This is a genomic window from Paenibacillus spongiae (assembly GCF_024734895.1).
Lineage (GTDB): Bacteria > Bacillota > Bacilli > Paenibacillales > Paenibacillaceae > Paenibacillus_Z > Paenibacillus_Z spongiae.
In genome coordinates this window covers 4951410-4978143 of sequence record NZ_CP091430.1, presented here as the reverse complement: position 1 = coordinate 4978143, position 26734 = coordinate 4951410, and the positions used below count along the sequence as shown (strand labels likewise).

Below are 26734 nucleotides of genomic sequence, written 5' to 3'. Positions count from 1 at the left end.
CCTCTTAAGAATGATTATGGGCCGGGCAAAGCATCTGTTGATTCAGACGGTATTCTGTTGGAGATACGCCGAAGCATTTACGAAACTGCTTCGAGAAATAGGAAGGGTCCGCATACCCGATAGACGATGCAATATGATCGATCGATAGATGGCTGCTTCCCGTGAGCAGATCGACGGCCCGTTCCATTCGAATCTTCAGCAGAAACTTCATCGGCGACAGCCCGGTTGCCTGTTTAAACATTCTTGACAGATGCATGCGGTGATATCCTAATGTACGGGACAAATCTTCAATGGAAACCGGCTGGGCGTACTGCAGGGATAGCAATCGAATGGCCTGCTGAATTTGCCGCTCGATGTCGGGTACGGTCTCAAGTGTATCGAAGGCCAGCTTCTCCGTATTATCGGAACCGAATTCCTTCAGCAGAAGCCGAAGCAATCCGCTGGCCTCAAGGTCGGATAGCTCCGGATAATCGGAGCCCTGAAACGCTCGCTCCAGATCCCTGTACAGGCGGGTGACGGTCCGCAGATTGCGTACGCAGACGACCGGCTCGGACGGTGTAATTCCTATTCTGCCCAGAAGCGGCTGAGCCAATGGACCTTTGAATGCTACCCACCTGTAGGACCAGGGTGATGTACGATCCGCTGCATAGGTAAAGAGCACTTCAGGGAAGATGATGAACGTATCTCCCTGCTTGCAGTCATAACGCTTGCCTTCAATTTCAAAGGTGCCGTATCCGGACATGACGGTATGCACCAGGTAGTAGTCGTGTACGGCCGGTCCGATTTGATGGGAGGGGAGAGGCTTCGCTTGCCCGCTGAACAGTACGGACAGCTCCCCTTGTGCAGGTAATGTGTTGACACCGATTTTGAAGTAGACATGATCCAGCATGGCGCAATAATCCTCCACCAAATGAATAATAGATTAGGTAAGACGATCGACAGGTTATCTTAAGCCTATCCGATAAAACTACAAATGTACATATGCAACTCACTTTTTCGCCTAGTCGCCTTCCCTTCTCTTCCCTTATATTTAGGTCATGTTAACCGCTTACTTGCGGTGCAATGACGAGGAGGATGAAGATGTCCAAGATTACGTTCATCGGTGCAGGAAGTTCCGTTTTTGCGAAAAATGTCTTAGGTGACTGCATGCTGACCCCTGCGCTGCAAGGGTTCGAAATCGCGCTTTACGATATTAATCCCGAGCGCCTGAAAGAATCGGAAACGATGCTCAGAAACATTCATAGAACGAGCGAAAGCTCTTGCGTGATAAAAGCTTATAGCGACCGCAAGGAAGCGCTTCGCGGCGCCAAATATATCATTAACGCCATCCAAGTCGGCGGCTATGATCCTTGTACGATTACAGACTTTGAAATTCCGAAGAAATACGGTCTTCGCCAAACGATTGCCGATACGGTCGGCATCGGAGGGTTGTTCCGGAATTTGCGCACCATTCCGGTTATGCTGGATTTCGCCAGCGATATCCGTGAAGTCTGTCCGGATGCGCTATTCCTCAATTATACGAACCCGATGGCCGTGCTGACGAACGTGATGAACACCTACGGCGGCGTAGAAACCGTAGGCCTGTGCCATAGCGTTCAAGTGTGCGTACAAGGTCTGTTCGACAACCTGGGCATGGATAGAACAGGCGTCAAATCCAAGATCGCAGGCATTAACCATATGGCTTGGCTGCTCGAAGTTTCCAAGGACGGGGTGGACCTCTATCCGGAGATCAAGCGCCGCGCCAAGGAGAAACAGAAGGAACAACATTGGGATATGGTCCGCCTCGAGATGATGCTCAAATTCGGCTATTATATTACGGAATCTTCCGAGCATAATGCGGAGTACCACCCCTACTTCATTAAACGCAACTATCCGGAGCTTATCGAACGGTTTAACATTCCGCTGGACGAGTATCCGCGGCGCTGTGTGAACCAGATTGCCGACTGGAACAACCGCAGGGAAGCGCTCATTAACAACGCGGAGCTTACCCACGAGCGTACGCATGAGTATGCTTCCTATATTCTGGAGGCCATTGAGACGAACGTACCGTTCAAAATCGGCGGCAATGTCATGAACACCGGCGGACTCATTTCGAACCTGCCTCGCGAGGCTTGCGTCGAGGTGCCATGTCTTGTTGACCGTTCCGGCGTGAACCCTACGTATGTTGGCGCGCTTCCGCCGCAGCTGGCTGCGTTGAACCGGACGAATATCAATACGCAGCTCTTGACGATTGAAGCGGCGATCACGCGCAAGCGCGAGCATATTTATCATGCTGCAATGCTGGATCCGCACACGGCTGCAGAGCTGTCGATGGACGACATCGTAGCGATGTGCGACGATTTGATCGAAGCGCATGGCGACTGGCTGCCAAAGTATAACTAAATCGTTCGAAGTAGACAAGCTGTTACGGTCAAGAGGACCGGCAGCTTGTTTTTTTTCGAGCTACAAAGTTAATAGATAATGAGGCGAAAACCACCGGGTGCAACCTTAAAGCTATTTGAGTCGTCTAGTCTATATAATCGGAACGAAGTAAGGAAGCGGAATGGGGAAGAATCATTGCAGTGACCATTATCTGGAGGAGAGCATATGAAAAAGAACAGCCGGGTCGCAATTACAGCATTTGCCGCAGCAATGATGGTAACGGGAGCGGCCAGCTTCGCATATGCAGGCGGTCAACCAAGCAAGCAAGTCGCAAACGTACAGTTAGGGAAACCATCGTTTGACCATATTCTTTCTGTGAATGGAATGCAGCTGGCCGATGCTGGCTATTTGAATAAAGACGCGAAGACCGTCATGCTTCCGCTGCGTGCGCTGGCGACGGCATTGGGCTATAACGTTACGTGGAACGCGAAGACGGGATCCGTAGAGCTCGTTAACGGCCCGCAGTGGACAAGCTTGAAGCCCGGCGTGGACCGTTATTCGTTCGCCAAGAAGCATATCGAGCTGGGCATCGCCCCGGAGGCCAGGACCAACGGCAAGGTTTATGTGCCGGATACGTTCGCATCGCTTGTATTACATGCAGTGGTAGACCGCAAAGACAATCAGGTTACGATTACAACCCCGGAAGAGGAGGAGTCGATGACGACGGAAGGGATCGTCACCGGCATTCAGATCAAGGACGGCAAAGGTCAAATCCATATCAACGGAACTGCTGCGAAGGGTTTGATCCTGAATATCGGCGAGAAGTCCAAGATCTCGGACGTGAACGGCAAAGAGGTGAAGTGGAGCGATCTGCTGCTGGGCATGCGTGTCCAAGCTGTACACACTTCGGAAGCTACCGACAGCTTGCCGCCTCAGGCGCTGCTGTACGAACTGAAGGTGAAGACGCGTACAGAAGCAGCTCAGATGCTGGCGACAGCAGGCAGGATCGAGGCAGTGTCGACATCGAAAGAAGGCGTGCTATCGATCGTTGTGAAGGGCGAGGCGCTTAGTGAAGATTCGCAGCGTGAAGTGAACCTTCGGATCGGGAGGGATGCTGTCATCGAGACGATAAACGGCGATAAAGCGGACGCCGCGATGCTGGTGAAAGGGGCGCGCGTTATCGGATTCCATGGTCCTGAATTGACGAAGAGCTTGCCGCCAATCGGTCTTGCATGGAAAATCGTCATCCAACCGGATGCATAGACATTGCAATAATGTGCAATAGTACGGCCCATCAAAGATTATGGGAGCCGAACCTCGTTAGAGGTACCGGCTCTTTTCCGTTCATACGACAATCGGTGAATCTTTGACGTTGATACAGGTACATTTCAATGCGAGTCATCATATTCTATTGAAGTTTGAAGTTCTGACAAAACGTTCTAGAAAGCGGTGTGTGTGTGCAACAACCGATAGCAGTACTGGATTCCGGCGTAGGCGGCCTGACCGTCGTGAAGGAGGTTTTGCGCCAGCTTCCGCGAGAGAAGGTTATTTACTTCGGCGATACGGCCAGAACTCCATATGGACCGAGGCCAGCGGAAGAAGTCGTTCGTTTCACACGGGAAATCGTCGATTATTTGATTCAATACCGTCCTAAAATGGTCGTTATCGCGTGCAATACAGCAACAGCGGTTGCGCTGGAAGATATTTGCTCCCTCGTGGATGTGCCGGTCGTTGGGGTCATTCAACCTGGCGCGAGAGCGGCAATCGGCCGGACCCAGACGGGAGTTATCGGTGTAATCGGAACCGAAGGCACCATTCGAAGCGGTGCATACGAGCAAGTATTGAAGGAGCTTTCACCGCATATAAAAGTGATAAGCGAAGCCTGTCCGGCGTTCGTGCCCCTGGTCGAGAAGGGGAATTTCCGCTCCGCGGAAACGCTGCAGACGGTTCACAGGGAGCTCGACCATCTAAGAGGTTATCAAATTGACACGCTTATTCTGGGCTGCACGCACTATCCATTCCTATCGGACACGATATCCGAAGTCATGGGCCATAATGTGGCGTTGATCAGCTCGGCAGACGAAACGGCTAGGGAGATCAGCGCGATTCTCCATGACAAGAACAAGCTGGCGCTTAATGAAGACCTTCCTGTCCATCAGTTTCTGTGCAGCGGAGATCCGCGTATATTCAAGCGCATTGCAGAGCAGTGGCTCGGCGAGCAGATCGAGCTGACGCCGGTTGTCTGGCAGGTCCCGCAAATCGGATAAAGACGAACCATACAGAGCGCCAGGCTCCCTGCCGGGAGTAAGCGCTCTTTATTGTGTTTGTCCCTTGTCATGCAGCTTGAATGGCGCGCATACCTTGTGACTATATAGCTAAGGAGGTCGGCCATGCATCCTTATATGGTTCAGAGCGGTGACACGCTGCTGCGCATTGCCAGGCGGTTCGATATAAACGTTCATGCCCTGCTTGCCGCAAATCCGGCTCTTTCATCGATGACGCCGATGGTGCCCGGCATTCTTCTTGCCATTCCGTATGGAACAGAGTCGATCTATTGCATTCAACCGGGAGATACCATTATCGGTCTTGCGGACCGGTTCGGCTGCACGATTCAAGCGCTATCGGCGGCTAATCCCCACCTTGACCTGAAGCGGCTCGTGCCCGGCCAGCTGTTGAACATCCATGGGAGGGCAAGGAAGCGCATTATAGACGCAAGAGCCGAATACGGCCACAGAGAGCTTCAGAGGGATATCGCCCTGCTGGAGCGCGAATATCCGTTCATTCACGTCAGAGCAATAGGGGAGAGTGTGCTGGGTAAGCCGATCATGGCCATTAAACTGGGTGAGGGACCGATCAAGGTACATATGAACGCAGCCATGCACGCGAATGAATGGATTACGGCACCGTTGTTGATGACGTTCGTGGAGGATGCAGCATCGGCATGCCATAAAGGCGATAAGCTTTGCGAATTGGATATCCGTGCCTTGCTCAAGAAGGTAACGGTCTGGTTTGTTCCGATTGTCAATCCGGATGGCGTTGAACTTGCACAAGAGGGGCTTCATCCAGGGCATCCGAACTATTCGGAGTTACTCCGCTGGAATCGCGGATCGACACGATTTACGAAGTGGAAGGCCAATGCCCGCGGTGTCGACTTGAACGATCAATTCCCCGCTTTCTGGGATCAAGAGGTAGAACGCCGCGACGTGCACGGACCCGGACCGCGGGATTACCCCGGGCATGCGCCGCTTAGCGAGCCCGAGGCAAGAGCACTCGCAGATTTCACCCGCGATGAGTGCTTCGATCTCGCGGTTGCCCTGCATACGCAAGGGCAGGAAATCTATTGGAATTACCGCGGCTACGAGCCGGAAGGAGCGGTGAACATCGTCAAGCTGCTGGCTCAGGCGAGCGGCTACAGGCCCGTTAAACTGAAAGGCAGCGATGCAGGCTATAAGGACTGGTTTATTTATGAATTCCGCAAGCCGGGCTTTACGGTTGAGATCGGCAATGGGGTCAACCCGCTGCCGCTCGATTCTTTTTACGATTTGTACGACGAGGTCCGTCCGCTTCTGCTTACGGCAATGGAAGCGGCAGGGCAAGTCTGAGAGTCATCGAAGGCCTATGTGATGCGAAGCCTCCCTGTATGATATAATAAGAGCAACAAAGGAGGCTTCCTCATGCGGAAATTACTATCACTGAAGCATTGGCGTCACGTGTTTGTCCGGATCTTCCGGCTTCTTGCCGCTAAGGAAGTGCGGCTGGTGGACAAGCTTGTCTACGTCGTTCCCGTATTGCTGTATTGGGTGCTTCCCGATGTGCTGCCGTTTCTCCCCATCGACGATATTGCGGTTACTATGCTTGCCGCGGAATGGTACACGAGGTACATGGAACGCAAATATGGCGGACAATCTCGATAATTCTCACATGATTATAAGTTGAACATTGCGCCGCCTTTCTTTACAATAAGAAGCATCGATGAAAGCATATTGATAAAGACTTAAGGGAGATGGACATATGAATTGCAGAATATCACGTAACGCTGCAAAGATGCTGCAAACGGAGCTGGACAAGCCCGAGAATGAAGGCAAATACTTGCGGGTATACATTACGCATTCGCACGGAGACCACGCCCACTATGGATTAGGCATCGATGATGCCGGCGAGAAGGACGAATTGGTCGAAACCGATAAGGGCATTAAAGTACTGCTGGAGAAAGGCGTGGATCTGCTCGACGGTGTGCGGATCGATTACTTCTATGTGCCGGAAGAAGGCTTCGCCATTACGAATCCTGCCAAGGGCAATCACGGCGATCATTAATAGGACAGGCCGTGCAGACACGATTTCAGACAGATATAGAGAAAACCCGCCGGAGCTTCGGCGGGTTTTCTCTATATGCAAATCCGGTTGACAGGCGGCCATTTGCAGCCCAGCCTCTAGACTCTGAAGCGGCTGCCCGTCGTCCTCTAAGGCTTTTGCTGTTTCCTGAACTCCCGGATCAAGTCATACTTAATGACGAGATCGGACATATTGATTTCGGTTCGGGCTTCCTCGCCTCCGCCTGTACAAGCGTTCAAATCCAGTTTCTCGCCCGTGTCCGCACTTAGACATTGGCTGTTGGCTTCGATTCCGTCAGGAGAAGGCTTATACCATACGCTGCCATCCGTGTAAGAGCCGTTCCGGAAGACGACCTTCTTGCCTTCCAGAGGCTTCTCGATAATGAGCGGCGTTCCGATCATGTACTTATCCGCGGTGCTAATTCCGAGCAGGTGCAGGATCGTCGGCGCGATGTCTAATTGACCGCCTACCTCCTTACGGATACCGGCATTCGCGCTGTCCGGCAGGTGAACGACGAATGGAATTTGTTTTAATATTTGCTGCCTGTCCATATCGGTGAGCGGCTTGCCCAGAAATTTCTCGAACGGCTCCCAATCATTAATCGAGTTATCATGATCCCCGTAGAAGAGGAAGATGGAGTTATCCCACAGCCCTTCCTTCTTAAGCCGTTCGATCATAAGCCCCAGAGCGCTGTCGACATAGTGAACGGACTGCAAATAATCGCCGAATATCGTGCCCTGCATATCGCCGACGTTAAGCTTCTGATAGCTTGCCGGCAGCGAATAAGGGTGATGGCTCGATAAGGAGATCAAGAACGAATAGAACGGCTGCTTCTCCTTGGTCATCGCGTCAACGGACTGCTGGAAGAATGATTCATCCCCAAGCGACCAGCCAAGCGGTTCGTCCATCTGGAAATCTTTCTTGTTGTAGAAGTAGTCGTACTGCATGTTGGCATACATATTGTTACGGTTCCAGAACCCGCCCTCGTACGCATGGAATACCGCTGCCGCATACCCCTCGTCCTTAAGCGTGGCAGGCAGGCTGTCGAATTGATTATGCGCGTTGGTAATAAAGACCGAGCCTGACTGCAGAGGCTGCAGCGATATGTTGGCCGCCAAATCGGCATCCGAGGTGCGACCCTGCGACGTTTGATGATAGAACCGATTGAAATAGACGCTCTCGCCGATCAGCTTGTTCATATTCGGCGTGACTTCTTGTCCGTTAATTTTCTGCCCGATAACGAAGTTCTGGAAGGCTTCAAGCTGAATGAGAATGACGTTGCTTCCCTTGTACTTGCCGAACAGCTTGTCGGATTCGAGCTGCTTCCGGACGCTGCCGCGTTCTTCGAACCAATTCTTCGCGGCCGCCGCTTCCTCGGCAGGCGCTTCGCCGCTTTGGAACCAATGCTGATTCGCATACCGGTAAACATCATAGCCGTGAAAGCCGAGCACGCCGGTAACATTATAGAGCGACATATTCCACCAGTTGCCGACGAACAAGCCCGACGCCCATGTCTTCTTCGCGATGTTGACCGGTACGAATACGAGTGCGATCCCGGCCGCGAAGACGATCAAGCTGAGAGAGAGGCGGGTTATGACCTTCCGCCATCGGTTGCGCGGGACGAAGGAAAGCGTCGAGCGGACCGGTTTCTTGAACCGGAACAGCACATAGAACGCTAGCGGAATTAGGATCAACCAGTCCACGAAAAACCAGATATCCACCGGCTTCATCAGAGAGCCGATGCTTTCGCCGAGCGAGCCGACTTGGCCGGCTTGCGTTAAGACCGGTACCGTAATTAAATCCTGAAAGTAACGATAATAAACCAAATCTGCATAGATGACGAAGGTGAGGATCAGATCCAGCAGGATAAGCGCGATAATCCGGCCCCGTTTCGGAAGCCATATCGTCCAGAAGGATACAAGCGCCAATGTGCCGATGGCGATAATAAAGTCGTCTACACCCATCTTCATGTACGGAACGTTAACGTAACGGTCGAACATGTACAGTTTAATCAGCATGACGACAAAGAACAGCGGCAACTCGATTGAACTCAGCCGTTTAAATACGCCCCGGGGGGCGTTTTGCAACGGTCCAGCCATATGAAGTCAATTCCTTTCTCTGTTTACAAAAAGTAAATAAACGTCTTATCCCATTATAGTCTACTCCATGATCAATTCAAGTTTCTGCGGACGAATCATCCGCGTGAAAATGGAGGCAATGGTCCGAAATATTGGTAGTAGGCGCATTCGATCCGTCCATTGAACAGCTTGCGTTTCTTATCCGCTGAACGGCCGAAATATTGCTCGAGCGACTTGGACGGGCTCAGTGCGAAGAATGACCATGTCGGCAGGAACAAGGCGGCATACCCGAGCTGGCGCAGCGCCTTCTCCGCTTCGGTCTCGTCGCCCAGACGGGTCCCATAGGGAGGATTCGTAATGATACAGCCGTAATCGCCCTCCGGTTTTACCTTGGCTACAGGCAAAACGCTAAGCTTGATATCGCGGGCGAATCCGGCTTTCTTCACGGCGGCTTCCGCTACCTCAATAGCGCTCGGGTCGATATCGGAGCCTGCGATCGCAAGCGGGATATCGTCCTTGACCGCGTCGAACGCTTCCTCGCGTGCTGCTTCCCACAGCTCGGCAGGAATGACCGGCCATCCTTCGCTGTTGAACGTACGTCGGAGCCCAGGAGCGATATTCCAGCCGATCATGGCGGCTTCGATCGGGATGGTTCCCGAACCGCAGAACGGATCGTACAGCGGGCGCTCAGGCCGCCAGCGACTTAGCAGAATCATGGCGGCCGCCATCGTTTCCTTAAGCGGAGCCTCGGTCACAAGCTTGCGGTAGCCGCGCTTATGCAGTCCCGGGCCTGTCGTATCGAGCGTTATTAATGCGATGTCGTCGCGAAGCCACACTTCAATGACGTATCGCTGCCCATCCTCCGGGAACCACTCCGTCCCGTAGGCGCTCTTCATCTTCTCGACAACGGCTTTCTTGACGATGCTCTGACAAGCGGGAACGCTTGTAAGCTGGGATTTATGCGATCTGCCCTCAACCGGGAATTCGCCGTCTTCCGGAATCCATTCCGGCCACTCGATCGCCTTGGTGCCTTCGAATAATTCATCGAAGGTGGTCGCCGGGAACTCACCCATCTTGATCAGAACGCGGTCCGAGGTGCGGAGCCATAAATTCGCGCGGCAAATATCCGCCAGCCCTCCCGTGAACGTCACCCGCCCGTTCTCCACTTTGGTTTCCGTATAGCCAAGGTCCTTCAATTCTCGCGCCACGACGGCTTCAAGACCCATAGGGGCTGTGGCGATTAGTTGCAAATTATTCATGAATATCACTCCGCTTCCGCTATCTCCGGTTGTATCCGGTCCCTTAAAATCATACAATCAAGTATAGGACAAACGCCGGATGAATTACAATCCGTCAAGAATGGGAGGGGCATGGATGTCAGCAGAACAGTACATCGAAGGCTTGTTAGGGGAGGATGTGGATTTAGCGCGCGTCATGGAGACGATCCGCAGTCATGGGATGCCGGAGATATCGATTGCGCCCGGTTACGGGAAGCTGTTAACGATGCTGGTTCGCATGTCGCGGGCGGAGAACGTTCTGGAAATAGGGGCGTTAGGGGGCTACAGCGGAATCTGTCTGGCCAGGGGCCTCGCGGAAGGCGGGCGTCTAACGTCGCTGGAGCTGGTTCAGGAATTCGCGGTTGTGGCCAGGGACAACCTGGAGGCCGCCGGGTTCGGTTCGATCGTCGACTACAAGATCGGAGACGCCAAGGAAAGCTTGGCGAAGCTGGCGGAAGAGGGACGCACCTTCGACTTCTTCTTTATCGACGCCGATAAGGAAAGCTACCCGGTTTATCTGGATTGGGCGCTCCGCCTGGCCAAGCCGGGGGCTATCATAGTCGGGGACAATGCGCTTCTGCACGGCCGGATTTATGATCCGGATAAGAACGGCCCTTCGGTGCTCGCGATGCGTCAATTCAATGAGCGGATGATCCACGAAGAGAGGCTGCTCGGCACGCTTCTTCCAGCTTACGATGGACTGGCGGTTGCCATGGTGAAATCATAAGGCCGACTCAACAAAACAATCGCGTGCCCGTCAACTGCGGGACACGCGATTGTTTCGTTTGGCGAGTGTTTGCCATACCCAGATGGCGTTAAGGATGAACAAGCCGGACGATACGAGAAATACGCCTTCGATGCCGATCCAGCCGGAGATGAAGCCGCCGACCACCGGCCCGATCATATTGCCGAGACTTAGCGTACTGCTGTTGAAGCTGTATGCTCGTCCTTCCATTCCATCGGGCGTGTGCTTGCGGATAAGCGAGTTCACGGATGGGATCAAGCCGCCCAGAAACATTCCTTGTATGAACCGGTAGACAAGCAGCTGCCACACGCTGTCCGCCATCGCTTGCGGGATGAACATGACGGCCGCCCCGACCAGTGAGATGCCAAGGATTCGTTCTTGTCCGACCCGGTCGCTGAGCCGGCCGAGGAGCGGGGCGGCTACCAGATTGGATAAGCCCGCCGCAGATCCGACGAAGCCGGCCCAGAATGCGAGATCGACCGTCGTTCCAAGCAGCTCCTGCACATAGAGCGGCATGAGCGGCATCGGTCCGATCATAGCGAATTGAATCATGAAGGAAACGGCGAATAATGACATGAGCTGGGGGATTCGCCCGAGCCGGCGGAACCCCTCGATCACGGATACATTGGGCTTTTGCGCCGCTTGCGTTCGGTCGAAGGATTCCTTCACGACGAACAAGGCCAGCAATGAAGCGAGAAACAGCAGCGTGCCCGTGATATAAAATATAGGCCGGTAGCCGACCTGATCGGCCAGCAGCCCGCCCATGAACGGTCCCAATATGGTGCCCGCTATCCCTCCGGATTGAAGGGTTCCCATTGCAAAGCCCATGCGGTTCTTCGGGGTTGTCGCGGATATCAGCGAGACGGATGCCGGGTTGAAGCCGGATATGGTGCCGTTCACCATCCGCAGCAGCAGCAGATGCCAAGGCGATGTGGCAAAGCCCATCAGAACCATAACGATGGCCATGCCGAAGCCCGAACGGAGCAGCATCATTTTTCGTCCGTACCGGTCAGACAGCTTCCCCCACAACGGCTGAAACACGAATGCCGTAATGAAGTTGCCCGCGAAGATAAAACCGGCCCAGGTAGCAATTTCGTGAGGGTCGGTAAGCCCGAGTTCGGATTGCAAATAAAGCGAAAGAAACGGAATGATCATCGTCATCCCGGCCATAACGAGAAATTGTCCGAACCAAAGCACCATGAGGTTTTTTTTCCATTGTACCAACGTTGTCCTGCCTCCTTGCGCTCATTGCTCGTTCAATAACCAGTAGAACCAGTATAGCACAACGAAACATGAAGTCCGAACGAGGCGGGCACAGATCGGTAAAGAAGGGAAGCCGGCCCGCTGGAGCGGACCGGCTGAATATTGCGAGGAAGGCTTGCATTTTCTTAGACGTCCGTCTGTAATTGCAGCTGTTTACGATAGACGATCTTGGATATCGTAATGCTGATTTCATACAGCAGGAAGAGAGGGACGATAACGATAATATCGGAGAGAATATCCGGCGGCGTAATCGTAATGGCAATGATGGCCAGAATGAAGTAGGCAAGCTTGCGCGCTTTGGCCAGGCGCTTAGGATTCAGAATCCCGAGCTTGGTCAGAAACATCACGATGGCGGGCATTTCGAACAGAAAGCCGAACGGTACCGTCATATGAATCATGAACGTGAAATATTTCTGAGCCGTATACATCGTGGCAAAATCCTCGCCTGCCATCTTCTCCATGAAGCCGAGCACCATCGGGAACAATATGAAATACCCGAAAGCGATGCCGATCATAAATAACAGACTGATCGCCGGTATGAAGACGAGCGTGGAACGTCTCGCTTGTTCGGGAAGGGCGGGCCTCACGAACTTCCACAATTGATAGGCGGCAATCGGCAATGTAATTGCGATACCGACGACGCCAGCAATCATCAGATAGACCCACATGACGTCTGAGGGACCAAGCACGACGAGCTTTTGGTCGACATCTCTCGCAAGCCAATGATAGATATCGCGAACATAGATGAAAGCTGCAGCCGTCGCTACGATGAACGTGATCAGCGTCCGGATCAGCCGGCTGCGCATTTCCTCCAGATGGCCGATCACGTTCTGCTCGTTCGGATTCTTCATCTTATTTGTTTGCTGCTGCGGAGACAGGCGCTTCTGCGTCGTCTTTCTTCGAATCGCCGTCTTCGCCGTTCACGAGACCGCGTGTCGCGCCTTTGAATTCGCTTAATGTCCGGCCGAATGCGCGCCCAAGCTCAGGAAGCTTGGAAGGTCCAAAAATAATGAGGGCAATGATAAGAATCAAGACAAGTCCGCCTATACCGATATTTCCGAATGGCATTGGTTAATCTCCCTTCTCGTGTTTGCTTTATAGTTTAAAACCGCTGATGGCAACGACAGCCGGGCGCGGCATCGTATCGCCCTTCCGGTGCGGCCATTTGCTTGTCGGCTTTTTCAGATCGGACGTCTCTTCACCCGGGTGCTGAACAGCCATAAACAAGGTACGCTCGTCCGGCGTGAACCAAGGGCCGGTCATTTCGGCTTCAATCGGGGCGGATGCGAATTGCAGCGCCTCGCCTTTGTTCGAGCCATGCGTCGGGATGACGAACACGCCATTGTTCTGGAATGTCGTATAGACGCCTTTGCCCAGCTTGGAGGAAGAGATGTCGGTTACGGTCCACAGGTTGCCGTTGCTGTCGAATGTCAGGTTGTCCGGCGCGCTGAATCCGCTTTGACGTCCGCCTGCAGCGAATATTTCGAAATCGAATTCCGTCGCGCCGAGGTCGCTGCCTTTTTCGAAGAAGCGGGTAATATGGCCGTGAATGTTGCCGTGCTTATCATTGTTCGTATGGGCAATGAAGATCGTGTTGTCGAACGGGCTGATCTCCAGATCTTCCGGACGGTCCGTAGGTGTTGCGCCCAGCAAATTAGCGACTTCCGGCGTGTTGACAAGCACATCGGCCTGTTCCTTATATTTGGCAAGCAGTTCTTCCTTCGTAGCCTTGACAGAAGAAGGAATCTTGAACTTCTCGTCCTTCAGCGCCTTCGTTACGGCTTCGATGGTAAGGGCAATCCATTTGCCGCTCTTCATGTCGGCGGCGTACAGCGTTCCTTCCTTCAACAGGTCGCTGTTGCTTCTCCCGGCGGATGGGTTATATTTGCCTTTGCTTACAAACTTATAGACGCATGCATCCGTCGTATCGTCGCCCATGTAAACGACAACCCGTCCATCCTTGGCCAAACCGACGGCAGCGTTCTCGTGATGGAAGCGTCCAAGTGCCGTATGCTTGCGTACCGCAAAGCTAGGATCGAAAGGATCGACTTCAACGACCCAGCCGTAATGCGTCGCATCCAGACCGGCGTCGGCGCTTGTTCCTTCATAGTTTTCTTCGCAGGAAAGCACGGTGTTCCACAGCGTCATTCCGCCGGAGCAGTTCGCGAACGTGCCTTGAACCTTCGTAGCATTGTTGACAGCCTTGGAACCGCGTGCCGGCCCTGTGAGCTCAAAAGGGGTCAAGCCGGTTACGCGGCGGCCGTATTTCGAGGTCGGATCAAGCTTCCATACGCCATTGGCGTCGCGGTACACTTCAATGATCGATCCGCCTTGGACGTACAGCATTTGTTTGATTTGCTCCGCTGTGTATTTACCGCCTTTTTTCTCCCCGTGGACGAACACTTCGCTGGAGTACTCGTGGTTGACCCACAGAAGGCCGCGTTCATTCGATCCGTTGATCGGGAAGTATAGCGTGAAGTCGTTGTTGAAGCCGAAAGTATCGCCTGCGGGGTTGATGATGTCGTTATAAGCGGCGACTACGTCGTATTTGAAGCCCTTCGGCAGGATAAGCTCGTCAGCCGATGAAGGCTCGATCGGTTCGAAGTAGCCGGATACTTTATTCGTCTTGAATCCGAACAGATGGTTAGCGGCGGATTCCGCCGAAGCCTTGCCGTTCAGAACCCCAAGTCCGCTCGATGCGACGGCCAGCGCAGCCGCACCAGATCCCAAATAAGATAAGAAAGTACGGCGATCCATATTATTATCCATGCCCACGTTCAAACAACTCCTCTAAAGGTCATTTGCTTTACCTGTCCTATTTTCAGGGGCATGTATTAATCGTGTGTTAACGGTTTAATAATGTTTTGTAAACAGGAACGTTTTGTATGCAGCCATGGTTTGCGGCCAGCCATTTGTCATATGTTTGTCAATGAAAGTCGATCTGTGGCGGTTGTTACGTCTTTGTAAAAAGGGCATAATGGAAACGAAGGGAAAATGATAGAAATGGGGAAGGTCAATGAGCTATAACGACCGTTTCATCCGGGCTTGTCGGAAGGAATCCGTCGATCGCGTGCCCGTCTGGTATATGCGACAAGCGGGACGCTATGATCCCGATTACCGTAAGATAAAGGAAAAATACTCGCTCCTCGAAATTTGCCGCCAGCCGGAGCTGGCTGCTGAAGTTACGCTTATGCCGGTCAAGAAGCTCGGCGTCGATGCAGCAATTCTATACTCGGATATTATGAATCCGGTCGCTTCGATCGGCATCGATTTCGATATCGTGCCGAATGTTGGACCCGTTATCGACAATCCGATCCGCTCCGCCGCAGACATTCAGCGGCTTAAGCCGATCGATGTGGAAGGCGATCTCTCCCACGTGCTGGAGACGATACGCATTCTGGACCGCGAGCTGGAGGTTCCCTTGATTACGTTTGCCGGGGCTCCGTTCACGATCGCAAGCTATCTCATCGAAGGACGCCCGTCCAAGTCGTACATACGGACTAAGACGCTGATGTATAGCGAACCGGCGATTTGGCATCAATTGATGGATAAGCTCGGCGATATGGTTATTGCCTACTTGCGCGCTCATATGGCCGCCGGAGGCAAGGCGTTCCAGCTGTTCGACAGCTGGGTAGGCGCTCTATCGCCTAACGATTTCAAGATGTACGTGCTGCCAACCATTGAACGGATCTTCGATGAGCTGTCGGATCTGCCGCAGCCCAAAATTTATTTCCCGGGCGTGGCGTCAGGGGAGCTTCTTCCTCTGCTTGGAAACGTGAAGGCGGACGTAATCGGACTCGATTGGCGGGTTTCGGTAACTGAAGGCCGCCGCCGTCTGCAAGACGCTTATGCGGTCCAGGGGAATCTGGATCCGTATGTGCTGACCGCTCCGATGGAAACGATCGAATCGTACGCCCGCGACATTATCGATCAAGGCATCGAGAAGCCAGGATATATTTTCAACCTTGGACACGGGCTGTTCCCGGAAGCGTCTCTCGATAAATTGCGGGCGTTGACCGAATTCATACACGGTTATTCCGAAGAAGCCATTGCCCGCTTAGGACGGAAGGAGTCACAGCATGTCTAACAATCGGATCGGCGTGCTCGTGATGTCTTACGGGACACCGGAAAGTATGGAGGGCATAGAGGCTTATTACACGCACATCCGGCGCGGACATGCTCCGACTGCGGAGCAGCTGGCGGAATTGACCGCACGATACGAAGCCGTGGTCGGCGGCGTGTTCCCGCTCCGCGAGAATACGAATCGGCAGGTATCGGGTCTTCAAGCCGCATTGGATGCGCTGGCACCTGGACGTTATGCCTGTTATCAAGGGCTGAAGCATGCTTCGCCCTACATCGAGGATGGCGTTGCTAAGATGGCGGAGGACGGAATCAAGCGCGCTGTTACCATTGTGCTCGCACCGCATTATTCCACGATGAGCGTCGGCGGATATAATAAACGGGCCAAGGATAAGGCGGATGAGGTCGGAATCGAAATGGTATCCGTGGAAAGTTACCATCTTCATCCGAAGCTGATCGAAGCGCTTGTAGATCGGGTTGTATCCGCGCTCGCCAAATTTGACCGGAAGCAGCCGATTAAGGCGCTGTTCAGCGCTCACAGTCTGCCGGTCCGAATCCGGGAATCGAATGATCCCTACGAGAAACAGCTGCTGGAAACATCGTCGGCGATCGCGCAGCGGGCGGGCGTGACGGATTGGGAATTTACTTGGCAAAGCGCGGGAAGAACCCGGGAGCCTTGGCTTGGTCCGGATATTCTCGAGACGCTGCAGGAGACGGCCGATAAGGAGTACAAGCAGGTGCTCTCCGTACCCATCGGCTTCGTGTCGGATCATCTGGAGGTCCTGTACGACCTCGATATCGAAGCGAAGACAGCGGCAGGCGGGCTTGGCATGAAGTTCGAACGTATCGAAATGCTGAACACGGATCCATTCTACATGCAGACCCTTGCGGAATCGGTGGAAGCCAAGGATCCATGGCGTTAGATGATCACTTACATACACGCTGCGAGCAATTGGACGCGATTATTGCCGGCAGATTGCCTCGTTAAAATTTTGTAGGAGATGAAGCTTATGCGGAGAATCGGACAACCTGATCGGATCGTCGTGATTGGCGGCGGGATCAGCGGACTGAGCTCCGCTTTTTATTTTCTTCGGGAAGCAGCGGCGAGGGGGAGGAAGCCGGAGCTGACCATCGTCGATCCGGCTGAACGGTTCGGAGGCAAAATCAGCACCTTGCATCGCGACGGCTTCGTTATCGAACGCGGGCCGGATTCCTTCTTGGCGAGCAAGAAACCGGTCATCGATCTCGCGTTCGAGCTTGGCATCGATCAGGAGCTCATCGGGACGAATCCGGCCGCCGAGAAGACGTATATCATGCATCGCGGCAAGCTTCATCCGATGCCTCCCGGCCTGATGCTCGGCATTCCGACGGAGATTGCTCCGTTCGTGAAGACAGGCATCCTGACTTGGGGAGCCAAGCTTCGTGCGTTGATGGATCTGGTGCTGCCTGCCAAGAAAACGGACGACGACGAGTCGCTGGGCAGCTTTCTGTCGCGGCGGCTCGGCCCGGAAGTGATGGAACGGATCGCGGAGCCGCTGCTTGGCGGTATTTATGCTGGAGACCTGCACAAGTTGAGCTTGCAGGCCGCGTTCCCGCAATTCGGGGAATCGGAGCGTAAATACGGCAGTCTTATCAGAGGCATGAAAGCCAGCCGCGGCAAGACGCCGGCTGCAGCAGTGGACGCGGATAAGCTGCCAGCGTCTGCGCGTACCGCTTTCTTAACGTTCAAGGGCGGGCTTGCGACGATGGTGAATGCGCTTGACCGGTCGCTCATCGGCGTCGAACGGAGGATGGAGACGAAGGCGGTTCGCATCGAACCTGCGGATGGCTTTTTTCCCGGTGTGAATATTGACACCGCCCGGGAAGCTGAGCGTGGATATCCATATAGAGTGGTACTCAGCAACGGTGAAACGATTGAAGCGGACGGAATCGTGCTGGCAATGCCTGCTTATGATGCCGCAGATCTGTTGGAGCCCCATATTGATGCGGCTGCGCTGAGAGCTGTTCGTTATGTGTCGGTCGCCAACGTAACAATGGCTTTCAAGAAAGAGACGTTCGGTCTTGAGTCTGACGGATCGGAGTTCGTTATCCCCCGCTCGGAGGGTACGTCCATTACAGCATGCACATGGATTTCAGCCAAGTGGCCGCACGCTAGCCCAGCGGATCAATGTCTGCTTCGGTGCAATACTGGTCGCGCAGGAGACGAAGCGGATGTGGATTTGCCCGATGACCAGCTCGCAGCAGCGGTCAAACACGACATTCGCGAACTGATGGGCATCACCGCCGAGCCGATTTTCACGGTGATCACAAGGCTGCACCGTTCCATGCCGCAATATCCGGTTTGCCATCTCCAGCAAATCGGCGCCATGCGCGGCGAGCTTGCCGCCAAGCTGCCGGGCGTATGGGCAACCGGCGCGGCATTCGACGGCTTCGATTTGCCCGACTGCATCCGGCAGGGCAAGGAGGCGGCAATACGTACCATAGAGGCGTTGGAGCGCCGGTAGAGATGAGGACTTCTTGACGAGTTGACAACGACGTCGAGAGGTCCTTTCTATATCTGCGGGCACCTGGCAGCTGCCGGATTCCGCTAAAGCTCCGGGGCGGTGAATATTCAGCTCTTAGGCAAGTTTTGGTTGTGGCATAATGGCTGAGCTGTTGACGTCCCGGTCGATGTTTCTGCCAGCTGCGGCAGCAGAGCATCCGCCCTCGAGGAGCAGAGTCCAGCAACGTCTGTAACGCCGAAAAAGAGCGTTACATGTGACGCACAGCTGCCCAACCGCGTCTCATCAAAAAAGACCGTCCACAAGAGCATGCTGCTCCAATGGACGGTCTTCTGTCGTTAATCGAGCGGCGGGGTGGTGCTGCCTTCGCGCTCGGCTTGCTTGCGGTGGGCGATGCGGCTGCTGGCTGCGGCAGCTATAGCGCCGACGATGTCATCCAGAAACGTGTGGCAGGGGACATCATTCTTGTCGTTGAGTTTCTTCAGTATGCCTGGTTTAAGCTTATCGATATAGCCGAAATTGGTGAAACCAATACTGCCGTATACGTTCACGATCGATAAGGCTAATATTTCATCGCAGCCGTATAGCCCCTCGTCGTTCTCGATCATTTCCTGCAGCGGAGTCATCAGCTTGCCTTCCTCTGCGAGCAGGTCCAGTTGGATGCCGGTGAGAATGGCATTTTGCACCTCGCGTTTACTCAGGACGGCATCGACGTTGTTCTCGCATTCCTGAAGATCCAGTTCCGGAAAGTAATCCTTCTGGAGAAAAAGCACAAGCTCCGCAATCTGCATCTTGCTGACGCCGCGGTTCGTGAGCCACTCTTCGGTTGCGGCCGCAACCTTCTGGCTGTTCAAGCTGTACATATTGGATTTCGTCATCGGATGCACCTCTTGTCTAGAAATGTGGGACAAAGCTGGTCTAATTCGTATTCCGGGCTCGTATACATAGTACTACAAAAGAGGACTTGTACCAAATGCATCCATTCGAAAAGGGAGGAAAAACCGACATGACTCACTACCGCCTGTTTCGCCGGGCTGCGCTCGCCGGAGCGCTGGCGCTGCCCATTCTGACGACCGGCTGCGGGCTATTCTCGCAGGAAGCAAGCAATCAAATCGATCCGCCTCAAAATGCTGCTCAGAACAACGCCAGCCAAGGTGAAGGCAATGTAACCGGACAAACCGACACGCAAGGACAGCAGACGCAGATGACTGTGTATCTGAAGGATTCGAATAATCTGCTCGCCCCGGTTACTGTGCTTGCTGCGCTCGGTAATGAGGAGAAGGCCGGTCAGAAGGCGCTTGAATTGATGGTCGACGGCGGCGCGCTGGCGAGCGAGCTGCCTGAAGGGTTCCAGGCGGTACTGCCGAAAGGGACTCAAGTAAAGGACTTTAAGATCGTACCGGATCAAAAGCTGGCCATCGTCGATTTCTCCAAATCGTTCGGTGATTACAGCGCTTCCGAGGAGCGCAGGATCGTTGAAGCCGTGACATGGACGCTGACCGGAATGGAAGGCATACAGAAGGTTCAGATTTGGCTGGAAGGCGAGGAGCTGACTGAAATGCCGGTGGAAGGGATGCCGCTCGACCAGCCTATGACCAGGACTGTGGGCATCAATCTGGAAGCCGCCGAAGGGCTCAACTACAGTCAGTCGACTGCCGTCACCTTGTATTTCTCCGCTGTTACGCCAGACGACGAACCCTATTATGTTCCGGTCACCCGTCTGATTAACCGGACGAATAATAAGGCGAAGGCCGCCATCGATCAGCTTATTGCCGGCCCGCTCAGCAATGGCACCCGGTTGAATGCGGTCATCACGCCGGATGTGGTCGTCAAGGACATCACGAAGAAGAATGATATCGTCACCATTGATCTGGAGGACAGCGCCTATAAGGAAGGCGTCCAACAGCCGGCCGAGATGCTGGAAGCTGTCGTGCTGGCGCTGACTGAGAATACAGGCTTCGGCAAAGTCCAAATTAAAATCAACGGCAAGACCGATGTCGTGGATACGAATAACCAGTCCTACAGCCAGCCGGTTAGCCGTCCTGACCATATGAACGCCTTTAAATCTTAATCCGCCTATAAAGCAACGCGCAGGAAAGAGCTCAGACCGTCCTTGACGGCTTGAGCTCTTTCTTTATGCGGCGGGATAGAGGTTCCAACCAGCTTCAACCGCTGAGCCAACGCGGATTTCTGCGGAATTATCCTCTAAAGAGGGGATGAGCGGATTGCGATCAGGTGCAATTCATGCTTGTCTTTGGTAAAATGGTACGGAATGGCTTAGTGCCGTACGACTACGGGGTAAGAAGAAATTGGAGGATTACGGAACATGAGAACAGATGGACGACAATGGAACGAGCTTCGGCCGGTCACCATTGAGATGAACACGAATAAATATGCGGAAGGCTCCGTAATCATAGAATTTGGCGATACGAAAGTGATCTGCACGGCTTCTGTGGAAGAAAGAGTGCCTCCCTTCATGAAAGGGCAGGGCAAAGGCTGGATTACGGCGGAATATTCCATGCTCCCTCGCGCGACGCAGACGCGTAATCAGCGCGAATCAGCGAAGGGGAAGCTAACCGGCCGCACGATGGAAATCCAGCGCTTGATCGGCAGGGCGCTCCGTTCGGTCGTCGACCTGCAAGCGCTCGGCGAACGGACCATCACGATTGATTGCGACGTGATTCAGGCGGATGGCGGCACGCGCACGACATCCATTACCGGTGCATTCCTTGCACTGGCTCTGGCAGTACATAAGCTGAACCAGAACCATCCATTCACCAAATATCCGCTCACGGACTATCTGGCCTCGGTCAGTGTCGGGGTCATCCAGGAGAAGACGCTCCTTGATCTGAACTACGAAGAGGATTCCAAGGCAAAGGTGGACATGAACGTGGTCATGACCGGAGCCGGGAAATTCGTTGAGGTTCAAGGAACGGGCGAGGAGTCGCCCTTCTCCCGCCAAGAGCTTGATTCCCTACTGGCCGCGGCTGAGGACGGCATTGGCCAGCTCGTTGCCAAGCAGCGGGAAGCGCTCGGCGCAATTGGCAGCCGGATTGGAACGGCAAACGTATGAAGAACGGCGGAACGGTCGTCGTTGCTACGAAGAACGCCGGCAAAGTGCGGGAATTTGCGCTTGCGTTCGGTAAGCTGGGCATGAATGTTGTCAGCATGTTCGATTATCCGGAATTGCCCGATGTGGTCGAGGACGGCGCTACCTTTGCCGAGAATGCGCGCAAGAAGGCGAAGACGGTAGCGGAGGCGTTGAAGCTGCCTGTGCTTGCGGACGATTCCGGCCTCGCCGTAGCCAAACTTAACGGTGAGCCCGGCATCTATTCGGCCAGATATTCCGGCGCTGGCGCCAATGATGCTAGCAATAATGCCAAGCTGCTTGCCGAGCTTGCGAAGCTTGCCGGATTTGAATCCGGTAAGCAGGAGCCGCTTCCGGACGGATCCAAGCTTCTAAGCGATGCCCGGTTTGTGTGCGCGCTTGCGCTGTACGATCCGCAGACGGAATCATTCATCGAATCGGAGGGCTATGTCGCAGGTCAAATCATAGACCGTACGAGAGGCGTGAACGGCTTCGGCTATGATCCGCTATTCTGGCTGCCGGCTTTCGGCAGAACGATGGCCGAGCTGACGCCGGAGGAGAAGCATGCCATCAGCCACCGGGGGCAGGCGCTTGAAGCGCTCTTACAACAGCTAACCTAACAGATAACTTTCATATTCCATGTTGGGTGGCTCCATGCAAGCATTGATGCCGGGTTTGTTTATTACACACGGCGCGCCTACGCTTGCTGCCGAACGAAACCGTTACACGGACAAGCGTGGGGATGCCGGAGCAGTAGCCCGAGCCTTCGGCCATTATTGTCTTCTCTAGGCATTGGGACCATCGCGGTGAGCAGTTGATTGACGGAGGATAGCGAGATAGCGCAGGATCTGCATATTGCGGATCATCCGTTCAGCTTGAGTCGATGCCTTGGGCGCAGCAGTTCGACGAATGGTTTTCCGGGCAGCTGCTGACGAGGAACAATAAAAACCTGTTCGCCTATGCGGAGTAAGCTCCCCATGCGATGGATGCGTTACCGCCAGGCGGCGGCAGCACTAGACACCACTGGTTTATGCGATGGGAGCAGGGGATTGAAGGCAGGCAGACGGAGCGGATTTATCAAGGCTACCAATTAAGCTTGAGATTATGGCAATTTTTATAATTTGATACCAGAGCTAATACTAACGGCCCGCAGTGCAACTGCGGGCCGCTTTTATTTAGCAGCAGCTTCATTTTAGCGAACCGAAACCTTATATTCACGCAGCCACATATCCGTCTGAAGCAAGTAGGCGAACAGCTGCGGGCCGGACATTAGCTGGCCAAACCAGGGGAGATTGGTGCTGGCGGATTCGGACTCGGCGATTTCCCGGATTCGTTTGACATTGATAAGCGGCAGTAACGGCGAGGTGCCTTCATGAATTAAGTCCAAAACCTGAGTGCGTACGGCATCCAGATAATTCGGGTTGTGCGTTTTCGGGTATGGGCTTTTCTTGCGGTACAGCACATCGTGCGGGAGGACGCCTTCAAGCGAACGGCGGAGAATCCCTTTCTCCCGGTCGCCGGCCGTTTTAATTTCCCATGGGATATTGAAGACATAATCGACTAGCCGGTGATCGCAATAAGGGACGCGAACCTCAAGCCCGACAGCCATGCTCATTCGATCTTTGCGGTCAAGCAGCGTGGGCATGAAACGGGTAATATTCAAATATGACATGACCCGCATCCGTGCGGCTGTTTCGTCTTCCCCTTTCAAGCGAGGCACCTCGCCGATGGCTTCGCTATAGCGGTCGGCGATATATTCGAGCGGACGTATCCATGCAGCAACGTCTTGGGAGAGCAGGTCGGCCCGCATTCCGCTGGCAAGCGACCACGGGAACGTGTTGGAATTTAATGATTCCTCCCGGTGAAACCAAGGATAGCCTCCGAAGATTTCGTCAGCTGCTTCGCCGGATATGGCGACGGTCGCTTCCTTCTTGATTTCCCGGCAGAAGAGCAGCAGCGAAGCGTCGACATCGGCCATTCCCGGCAAATCGCGCGCGAGCATTGCTTCACGTAAGGCTTTGACCAATTCGGGGGTGTCGAAATGTACGGGGTGGTGCACCGTGCCCAAATACGTATTCATACGGTCAATCCATGGCGCATCGGCATTCGGTTGAAAGTCGTGCGCCTTGAAATGTTTGTCGTTATCGACATAATCGACGGAGAACGTATGGACCGCGCCTTGGCCGGTCTGTTCATAATAACGGACGGCGAGCGTCGTCAAGGCGCTGGAATCGAGTCCGCCGGACAGCAGGGTACATAATGGTACGTCGGATACGAGCTGCCGCTCCACAGTATCCTTCAGCAGCTCGCCGACCGTGTGCGCGGTTGCTTCGACGTCTTCGGTATGCGGACGGCTTTCCAGGCGCCAATAGTGGGTAATGGAAACGCCCGAACGGGTCACGGTCGCGCATTGTCCCGGCAGAAGCTCGCTGATGTCCCGATATACGCCATGTCCTGGTGTGCGGGCGGGGCCCAGAATGAAGATTTCAGCTAACCCTTCGGGACCTACCTCGGGTTTTACGGAAGGATGCGCCAGCAGCGACTTCGGCTCCGAACCGAAAATAAACCGGCCAAGCTGCTTCGCGATGAAGAGCGGCTTCACGCCGAGCCGGTCGCGTGCCAGAAATAATTTTTGTTCGAGCGTATCCCAGATGGCAAAGGCAAAGATGCCGTTGAACTTCTCCACGCAGGATGGTCCCCATTCCATGTAAGCGACAAGCAGCACTTCGGTATCGCAGGTAGTCGTGAAGCTTCGGCCTCTTCCTTCCAATTCTCGTTTCAGCTCCGGCGCATTATACAGCTCGCCGTTATATACGATAACGAAAGTATCGTCACCGGATACGCGGACCATCGGCTGCGCGCCGTTCGCAGGATCGATGACAGACAAGCGTCTATGCCCCAGAGCGCAATTCGGGGATATCCACGTACCGGAGGCGTCCGGTCCGCGGTTCGATAATGTCTCCGTCATTCTTTCCAACGTGGCAGCATGTTTTGTTAGATCGTCGGTCCAATCAATCCAGCCCGTGAATCCACACATGGTTCTCATTCCTCTCTATGCAGGGCTTATAGCAGCGGTGCGACGTCGAAAACAGCGATACTATGATGGTTATGCGGCGAAAAAGGATAAAATGTCTGTCCCTGTGGGGATGCTACTTTGGAGGCAAACGTTAGGCTAAGGAGATGAATCTGGCTATGCAGGAGCATGAAGATACCAGACAATCGGAGGAACGGCATGACCGGGAGGCGTTCTATGAACGCAAGCATTACTATGTATCCGTTCAAGCGGGCTCCATACTCGAAGACCCTGAAGCAGCGGCTTTTGAACTGGAGATAGTTGCTAACGAGGAGGAATTGAACCGGCTGCAGGAGCTATTCGAGGAGCTGTCGAGCGAGGACGAGGCGGAAATGGCTCATTTCACCTCACACCCGTTTGGCAGCGCACCGGTGGAACGGATGAATTCGGCTTATGATGGCTTTATCGAGGGCATCTATAAGCAGCTGTATGAACTTGGAACACCGGAGACGAAGCGGCATATTAAGACGATGGGGTTATTTCCGGAGGGCACGCTTTCTTGATTCGAAGGGAGGTGACAGCTGAATGGAACGGATGAAGGACAATAAAAGCATGAAGTATGCGAAGAACCAGAATTATGCCGATGAAGTGATTGAGAAGAATGCCAAGAAGCCTGCGCAAAACAACGCAAGCACCAGCGTAGATAAATAACCGCGAACAAAACGCGCAGCTTCTATACCGCCTTTCTGTATTCTTTCGTGCGCGAACGCGGCGCGATCGAATGCGGGGAGGCGGTTTTTGCGGTGGGCGATCAATCTGATCTGATCCGGAGGCTTCAATAATAGGATTATAGTAATCGCGGCATAGAAAAAAGCGGCGGTGCAGGATTCCTGCTCCGCCGCATTATCTTACTTAGCCCTGCCGGTTACCCGTTCACGATTTCTCCGCCATTCACATGCATGACTTGTCCACTCATATAAGACGAGTCTTCACATGCCAGGTAGACGTAGGCAGGAGCCATTTCATCCGGCTGCCCGCATCGGCCGAGCGGCGTATCCGAGCCGAATTTGGCCACCTGCTGCGCGTCGAAGGTGGAGGGGATGAGCGGCGTCCACACGGGGCCGGGCGCCACCGCATTGACGCGGATGCCCCTCGGGTTCAAATTCATGGACAGCGAGCGGGTGAATGCGACCATCGCGCCCTTCGTCGCTGAGTAATCGAGCAGAGTCGGACTGCCCCTGTAGGCGGTCACGGATGTGGTATTAATAATAGTAGCGCCTTTGTGGAGATGCGGACTCGCCGCTTGAGTTAAGTAGAACATACCGAACACGTTCGTCTTGAACGTCCGTTCCAGTTGTTCCGGCGTAATTTGTTCAATGGTATCCTGCGGATGCTGCTCGGCGGCATTATTGACGACTATGTCGATCTTGCCGAACTGCCGGATCGTGTCATCGACGGACTTCTTGCAGAACAAGGGGTCGCCGATATCGCCCGCTAACAGCAGGCATCGGATGCCGAACGCTTCCACAAGCCGTTTAGTCTCCTGCGCATCGTTATTCTCGTTTAAATATACAATGGCCAAATCGGCCCCTTCTTTGGCGTACGCTACGGCAACGGCCCGGCCGATGCCGCTGTCCCCTCCGGTAATGATGGCAACCTTGCCTTTGAGCTTGCCGGCCGGGAGGTAGGCGGGAGAGTCGAATTGAGGTCTGGGATTCATCTCCGCTTCGATTCCCGGCATCTGATTCTGATGCTGCGGCGGGAATGAGGTCGGCCGCTGCGGCGCCTGCTGAGTCTGCGGCATGTTATTCTGCTGTTGTGTCAAGGTAAACACTCCTTTCAAAGGGATAGCATTCCTTATGCGTCGCTGTTTTACACATGCGCTGCGGTCTATTATCCGATAAAACTTACGGCAATCAGCAGGGGGGAGTCTCGGCAGGAGCATATAGGCTTGAACGAAGACATATAACCGGAATAACCCGCATAGGTATAGAAC

The 26734-nt window shown here is 54.0% G+C and carries 25 protein-coding genes; 15 read left to right on the top strand and 10 right to left on the bottom strand.

All coding sequences use genetic code 11. The features are described 5' to 3' along the window. Positions 1-4 precede the first annotated feature (4 nt). Entirely contained in the window at positions 5-889 is an 885-nt protein-coding gene (locus L1F29_RS22660; RefSeq protein WP_258384310.1) for an AraC family transcriptional regulator, read from the bottom strand. 191 nt (positions 890-1080) lie between these two features. Here L1F29_RS22660 and L1F29_RS22655 point away from each other — a divergent pair, with 191 nt between their 5' ends. From L1F29_RS22655 to L1F29_RS22630, 6 genes are all read left to right on the top strand, one after another. Then, complete coding sequence (locus L1F29_RS22655) at positions 1081-2382, top strand: alpha-glucosidase/alpha-galactosidase (RefSeq protein ID WP_258384309.1); 1302 nt, start codon at positions 1081-1083, stop codon at positions 2380-2382. Positions 2383-2586: 204 nt separating this feature from the next. Further along, the gene (locus tag L1F29_RS22650) at positions 2587-3624 is read left to right on the top strand and encodes a copper amine oxidase N-terminal domain-containing protein (protein ID WP_258384308.1); all 1038 of its coding nucleotides are present in this window, start codon (positions 2587-2589) and stop codon (positions 3622-3624) included. 194 nt (positions 3625-3818) lie between these two features. Then, positions 3819-4628 (top strand): glutamate racemase, encoded by an 810-nt coding sequence (racE, locus tag L1F29_RS22645; RefSeq protein ID WP_309252330.1) that lies wholly within the window; start codon positions 3819-3821, stop codon positions 4626-4628. Positions 4629-4751: 123 nt separating this feature from the next. Next, positions 4752-5963, top strand: a complete 1212-nt coding sequence (locus L1F29_RS22640) for a M14 family metallopeptidase (RefSeq protein WP_258384306.1) — start codon at positions 4752-4754, stop codon at positions 5961-5963. A gap of 72 nt (positions 5964-6035) precedes the next feature. Beyond that, positions 6036-6275 carry a hypothetical protein gene (locus tag L1F29_RS22635; RefSeq protein ID WP_258384305.1) on the top strand — a complete coding sequence of 80 codons (240 nt, stop codon included), beginning with the start codon at positions 6036-6038 and terminating at the stop codon, positions 6273-6275. Positions 6276-6372: 97 nt separating this feature from the next. Further along, on the top strand, positions 6373-6675 hold the full coding sequence (locus L1F29_RS22630; protein ID WP_258384304.1) for an iron-sulfur cluster assembly accessory protein: 303 nt from the start codon (positions 6373-6375) through the stop codon (positions 6673-6675). Between the two features lie 146 nt (positions 6676-6821). Here L1F29_RS22630 and L1F29_RS22625 read toward each other — a convergent pair whose 3' ends face one another. Further along, positions 6822-8792, bottom strand: a complete 1971-nt coding sequence (locus L1F29_RS22625; RefSeq protein ID WP_258384303.1) for an LTA synthase family protein — start codon at positions 8790-8792, stop codon at positions 6822-6824. Positions 8793-8887: 95 nt separating this feature from the next. Continuing rightward, on the bottom strand, positions 8888-10030 hold the full coding sequence (locus tag L1F29_RS22620) for a THUMP domain-containing class I SAM-dependent RNA methyltransferase (protein WP_258384302.1): 1143 nt from the start codon (positions 10028-10030) through the stop codon (positions 8888-8890). A gap of 115 nt (positions 10031-10145) precedes the next feature. Between L1F29_RS22620 and L1F29_RS22615 the strand changes: the two genes are divergently transcribed. Continuing rightward, positions 10146-10775, top strand: coding sequence for an O-methyltransferase (locus L1F29_RS22615; RefSeq protein WP_258384301.1), 630 nt, complete (start codon positions 10146-10148; stop codon positions 10773-10775). A 30-nt stretch (positions 10776-10805) separates the two neighbouring features. On the opposite strand, the gene L1F29_RS22610 is transcribed toward L1F29_RS22615, so the two are convergent. From L1F29_RS22610 to L1F29_RS22595, 4 genes are all read right to left on the bottom strand, one after another. Then, on the bottom strand, positions 10806-12017 hold the full coding sequence (locus L1F29_RS22610) for an MFS transporter (RefSeq protein WP_258384300.1): 1212 nt from the start codon (positions 12015-12017) through the stop codon (positions 10806-10808). A 164-nt stretch (positions 12018-12181) separates the two neighbouring features. Further along, on the bottom strand, positions 12182-12907 hold the full coding sequence (gene tatC, locus L1F29_RS22605) for a twin-arginine translocase subunit TatC (protein WP_258384299.1): 726 nt from the start codon (positions 12905-12907) through the stop codon (positions 12182-12184). Between the two features lies 1 nt (position 12908). After that, positions 12909-13124, bottom strand: coding sequence for a twin-arginine translocase TatA/TatE family subunit (gene tatA, locus L1F29_RS22600; RefSeq protein WP_258384298.1), 216 nt, complete (start codon positions 13122-13124; stop codon positions 12909-12911). Positions 13125-13151: 27 nt separating this feature from the next. After that, positions 13152-14825, bottom strand: coding sequence for a PhoX family protein (locus tag L1F29_RS22595; RefSeq protein ID WP_258389775.1), 1674 nt, complete (start codon positions 14823-14825; stop codon positions 13152-13154). A 247-nt stretch (positions 14826-15072) separates the two neighbouring features. On the opposite strand from L1F29_RS22595, the gene hemE reads away from it, so the two are divergent. The 3 genes from hemE to hemG all read left to right on the top strand — a co-directional run bounded on the left by hemE (position 15073) and on the right by hemG (position 18640). After that, positions 15073-16143 (top strand): uroporphyrinogen decarboxylase, encoded by a 1071-nt coding sequence (hemE, locus tag L1F29_RS22590; RefSeq protein ID WP_258384297.1) that lies wholly within the window; start codon positions 15073-15075, stop codon positions 16141-16143. After that, a complete protein-coding gene (hemH, locus tag L1F29_RS22585; RefSeq protein WP_258384296.1) occupies positions 16136-17059 on the top strand; it encodes a ferrochelatase in 924 nt (307 codons plus the stop codon). Before hemE ends, hemH begins: the two co-directional genes overlap by 8 nt. An 87-nt stretch (positions 17060-17146) precedes the next feature. Next, complete coding sequence (hemG, locus tag L1F29_RS22580) at positions 17147-18640, top strand: protoporphyrinogen oxidase (protein WP_258384295.1); 1494 nt, start codon at positions 17147-17149, stop codon at positions 18638-18640. A gap of 335 nt (positions 18641-18975) precedes the next feature. On the opposite strand, the gene L1F29_RS22575 is transcribed toward hemG, so the two are convergent. Next, the gene (locus tag L1F29_RS22575; RefSeq protein ID WP_258384294.1) at positions 18976-19515 is read right to left on the bottom strand and encodes a phosphatidylglycerophosphatase A family protein; all 540 of its coding nucleotides are present in this window, start codon (positions 19513-19515) and stop codon (positions 18976-18978) included. Between the two features lie 128 nt (positions 19516-19643). Here L1F29_RS22575 and L1F29_RS22570 point away from each other — a divergent pair, with 128 nt between their 5' ends. The 3 genes from L1F29_RS22570 (at position 19644) to rdgB (ending at position 22345) form a co-directional block, all read left to right on the top strand. Continuing rightward, positions 19644-20708, top strand: coding sequence for a GerMN domain-containing protein (locus L1F29_RS22570; RefSeq protein WP_258384293.1), 1065 nt, complete (start codon positions 19644-19646; stop codon positions 20706-20708). Positions 20709-20963: 255 nt separating this feature from the next. Further along, positions 20964-21710, top strand: a complete 747-nt coding sequence (gene rph, locus L1F29_RS22565; protein WP_258384292.1) for a ribonuclease PH — start codon at positions 20964-20966, stop codon at positions 21708-21710. Continuing rightward, on the top strand, positions 21707-22345 hold the full coding sequence (gene rdgB, locus L1F29_RS22560; RefSeq protein ID WP_258384291.1) for an RdgB/HAM1 family non-canonical purine NTP pyrophosphatase: 639 nt from the start codon (positions 21707-21709) through the stop codon (positions 22343-22345). The genes rph and rdgB overlap by 4 nt, the downstream gene beginning before the upstream one ends. A 572-nt stretch (positions 22346-22917) precedes the next feature. Here the strand turns inward: rdgB and asnB are convergent. Further along, entirely contained in the window at positions 22918-24762 is a 1845-nt protein-coding gene (gene asnB, locus L1F29_RS22555) for an asparagine synthase (glutamine-hydrolyzing) (RefSeq protein ID WP_258384290.1), read from the bottom strand. Between the two features lie 155 nt (positions 24763-24917). On the opposite strand from asnB, the gene L1F29_RS22550 reads away from it, so the two are divergent. Together L1F29_RS22550 and L1F29_RS22545 are read left to right on the top strand one after the other, a co-directional pair. After that, positions 24918-25301 carry a hypothetical protein gene (locus L1F29_RS22550; protein ID WP_258384289.1) on the top strand — a complete coding sequence of 128 codons (384 nt, stop codon included), beginning with the start codon at positions 24918-24920 and terminating at the stop codon, positions 25299-25301. 22 nt (positions 25302-25323) lie between these two features. Next, on the top strand, positions 25324-25449 hold the full coding sequence (locus L1F29_RS22545; RefSeq protein WP_258384288.1) for a hypothetical protein: 126 nt from the start codon (positions 25324-25326) through the stop codon (positions 25447-25449). A gap of 214 nt (positions 25450-25663) precedes the next feature. Here L1F29_RS22545 and L1F29_RS22540 read toward each other — a convergent pair whose 3' ends face one another. Then, complete coding sequence (locus L1F29_RS22540; RefSeq protein WP_258389774.1) at positions 25664-26542, bottom strand: SDR family oxidoreductase; 879 nt, start codon at positions 26540-26542, stop codon at positions 25664-25666. Positions 26543-26734: the final 192 nt, after the last annotated feature.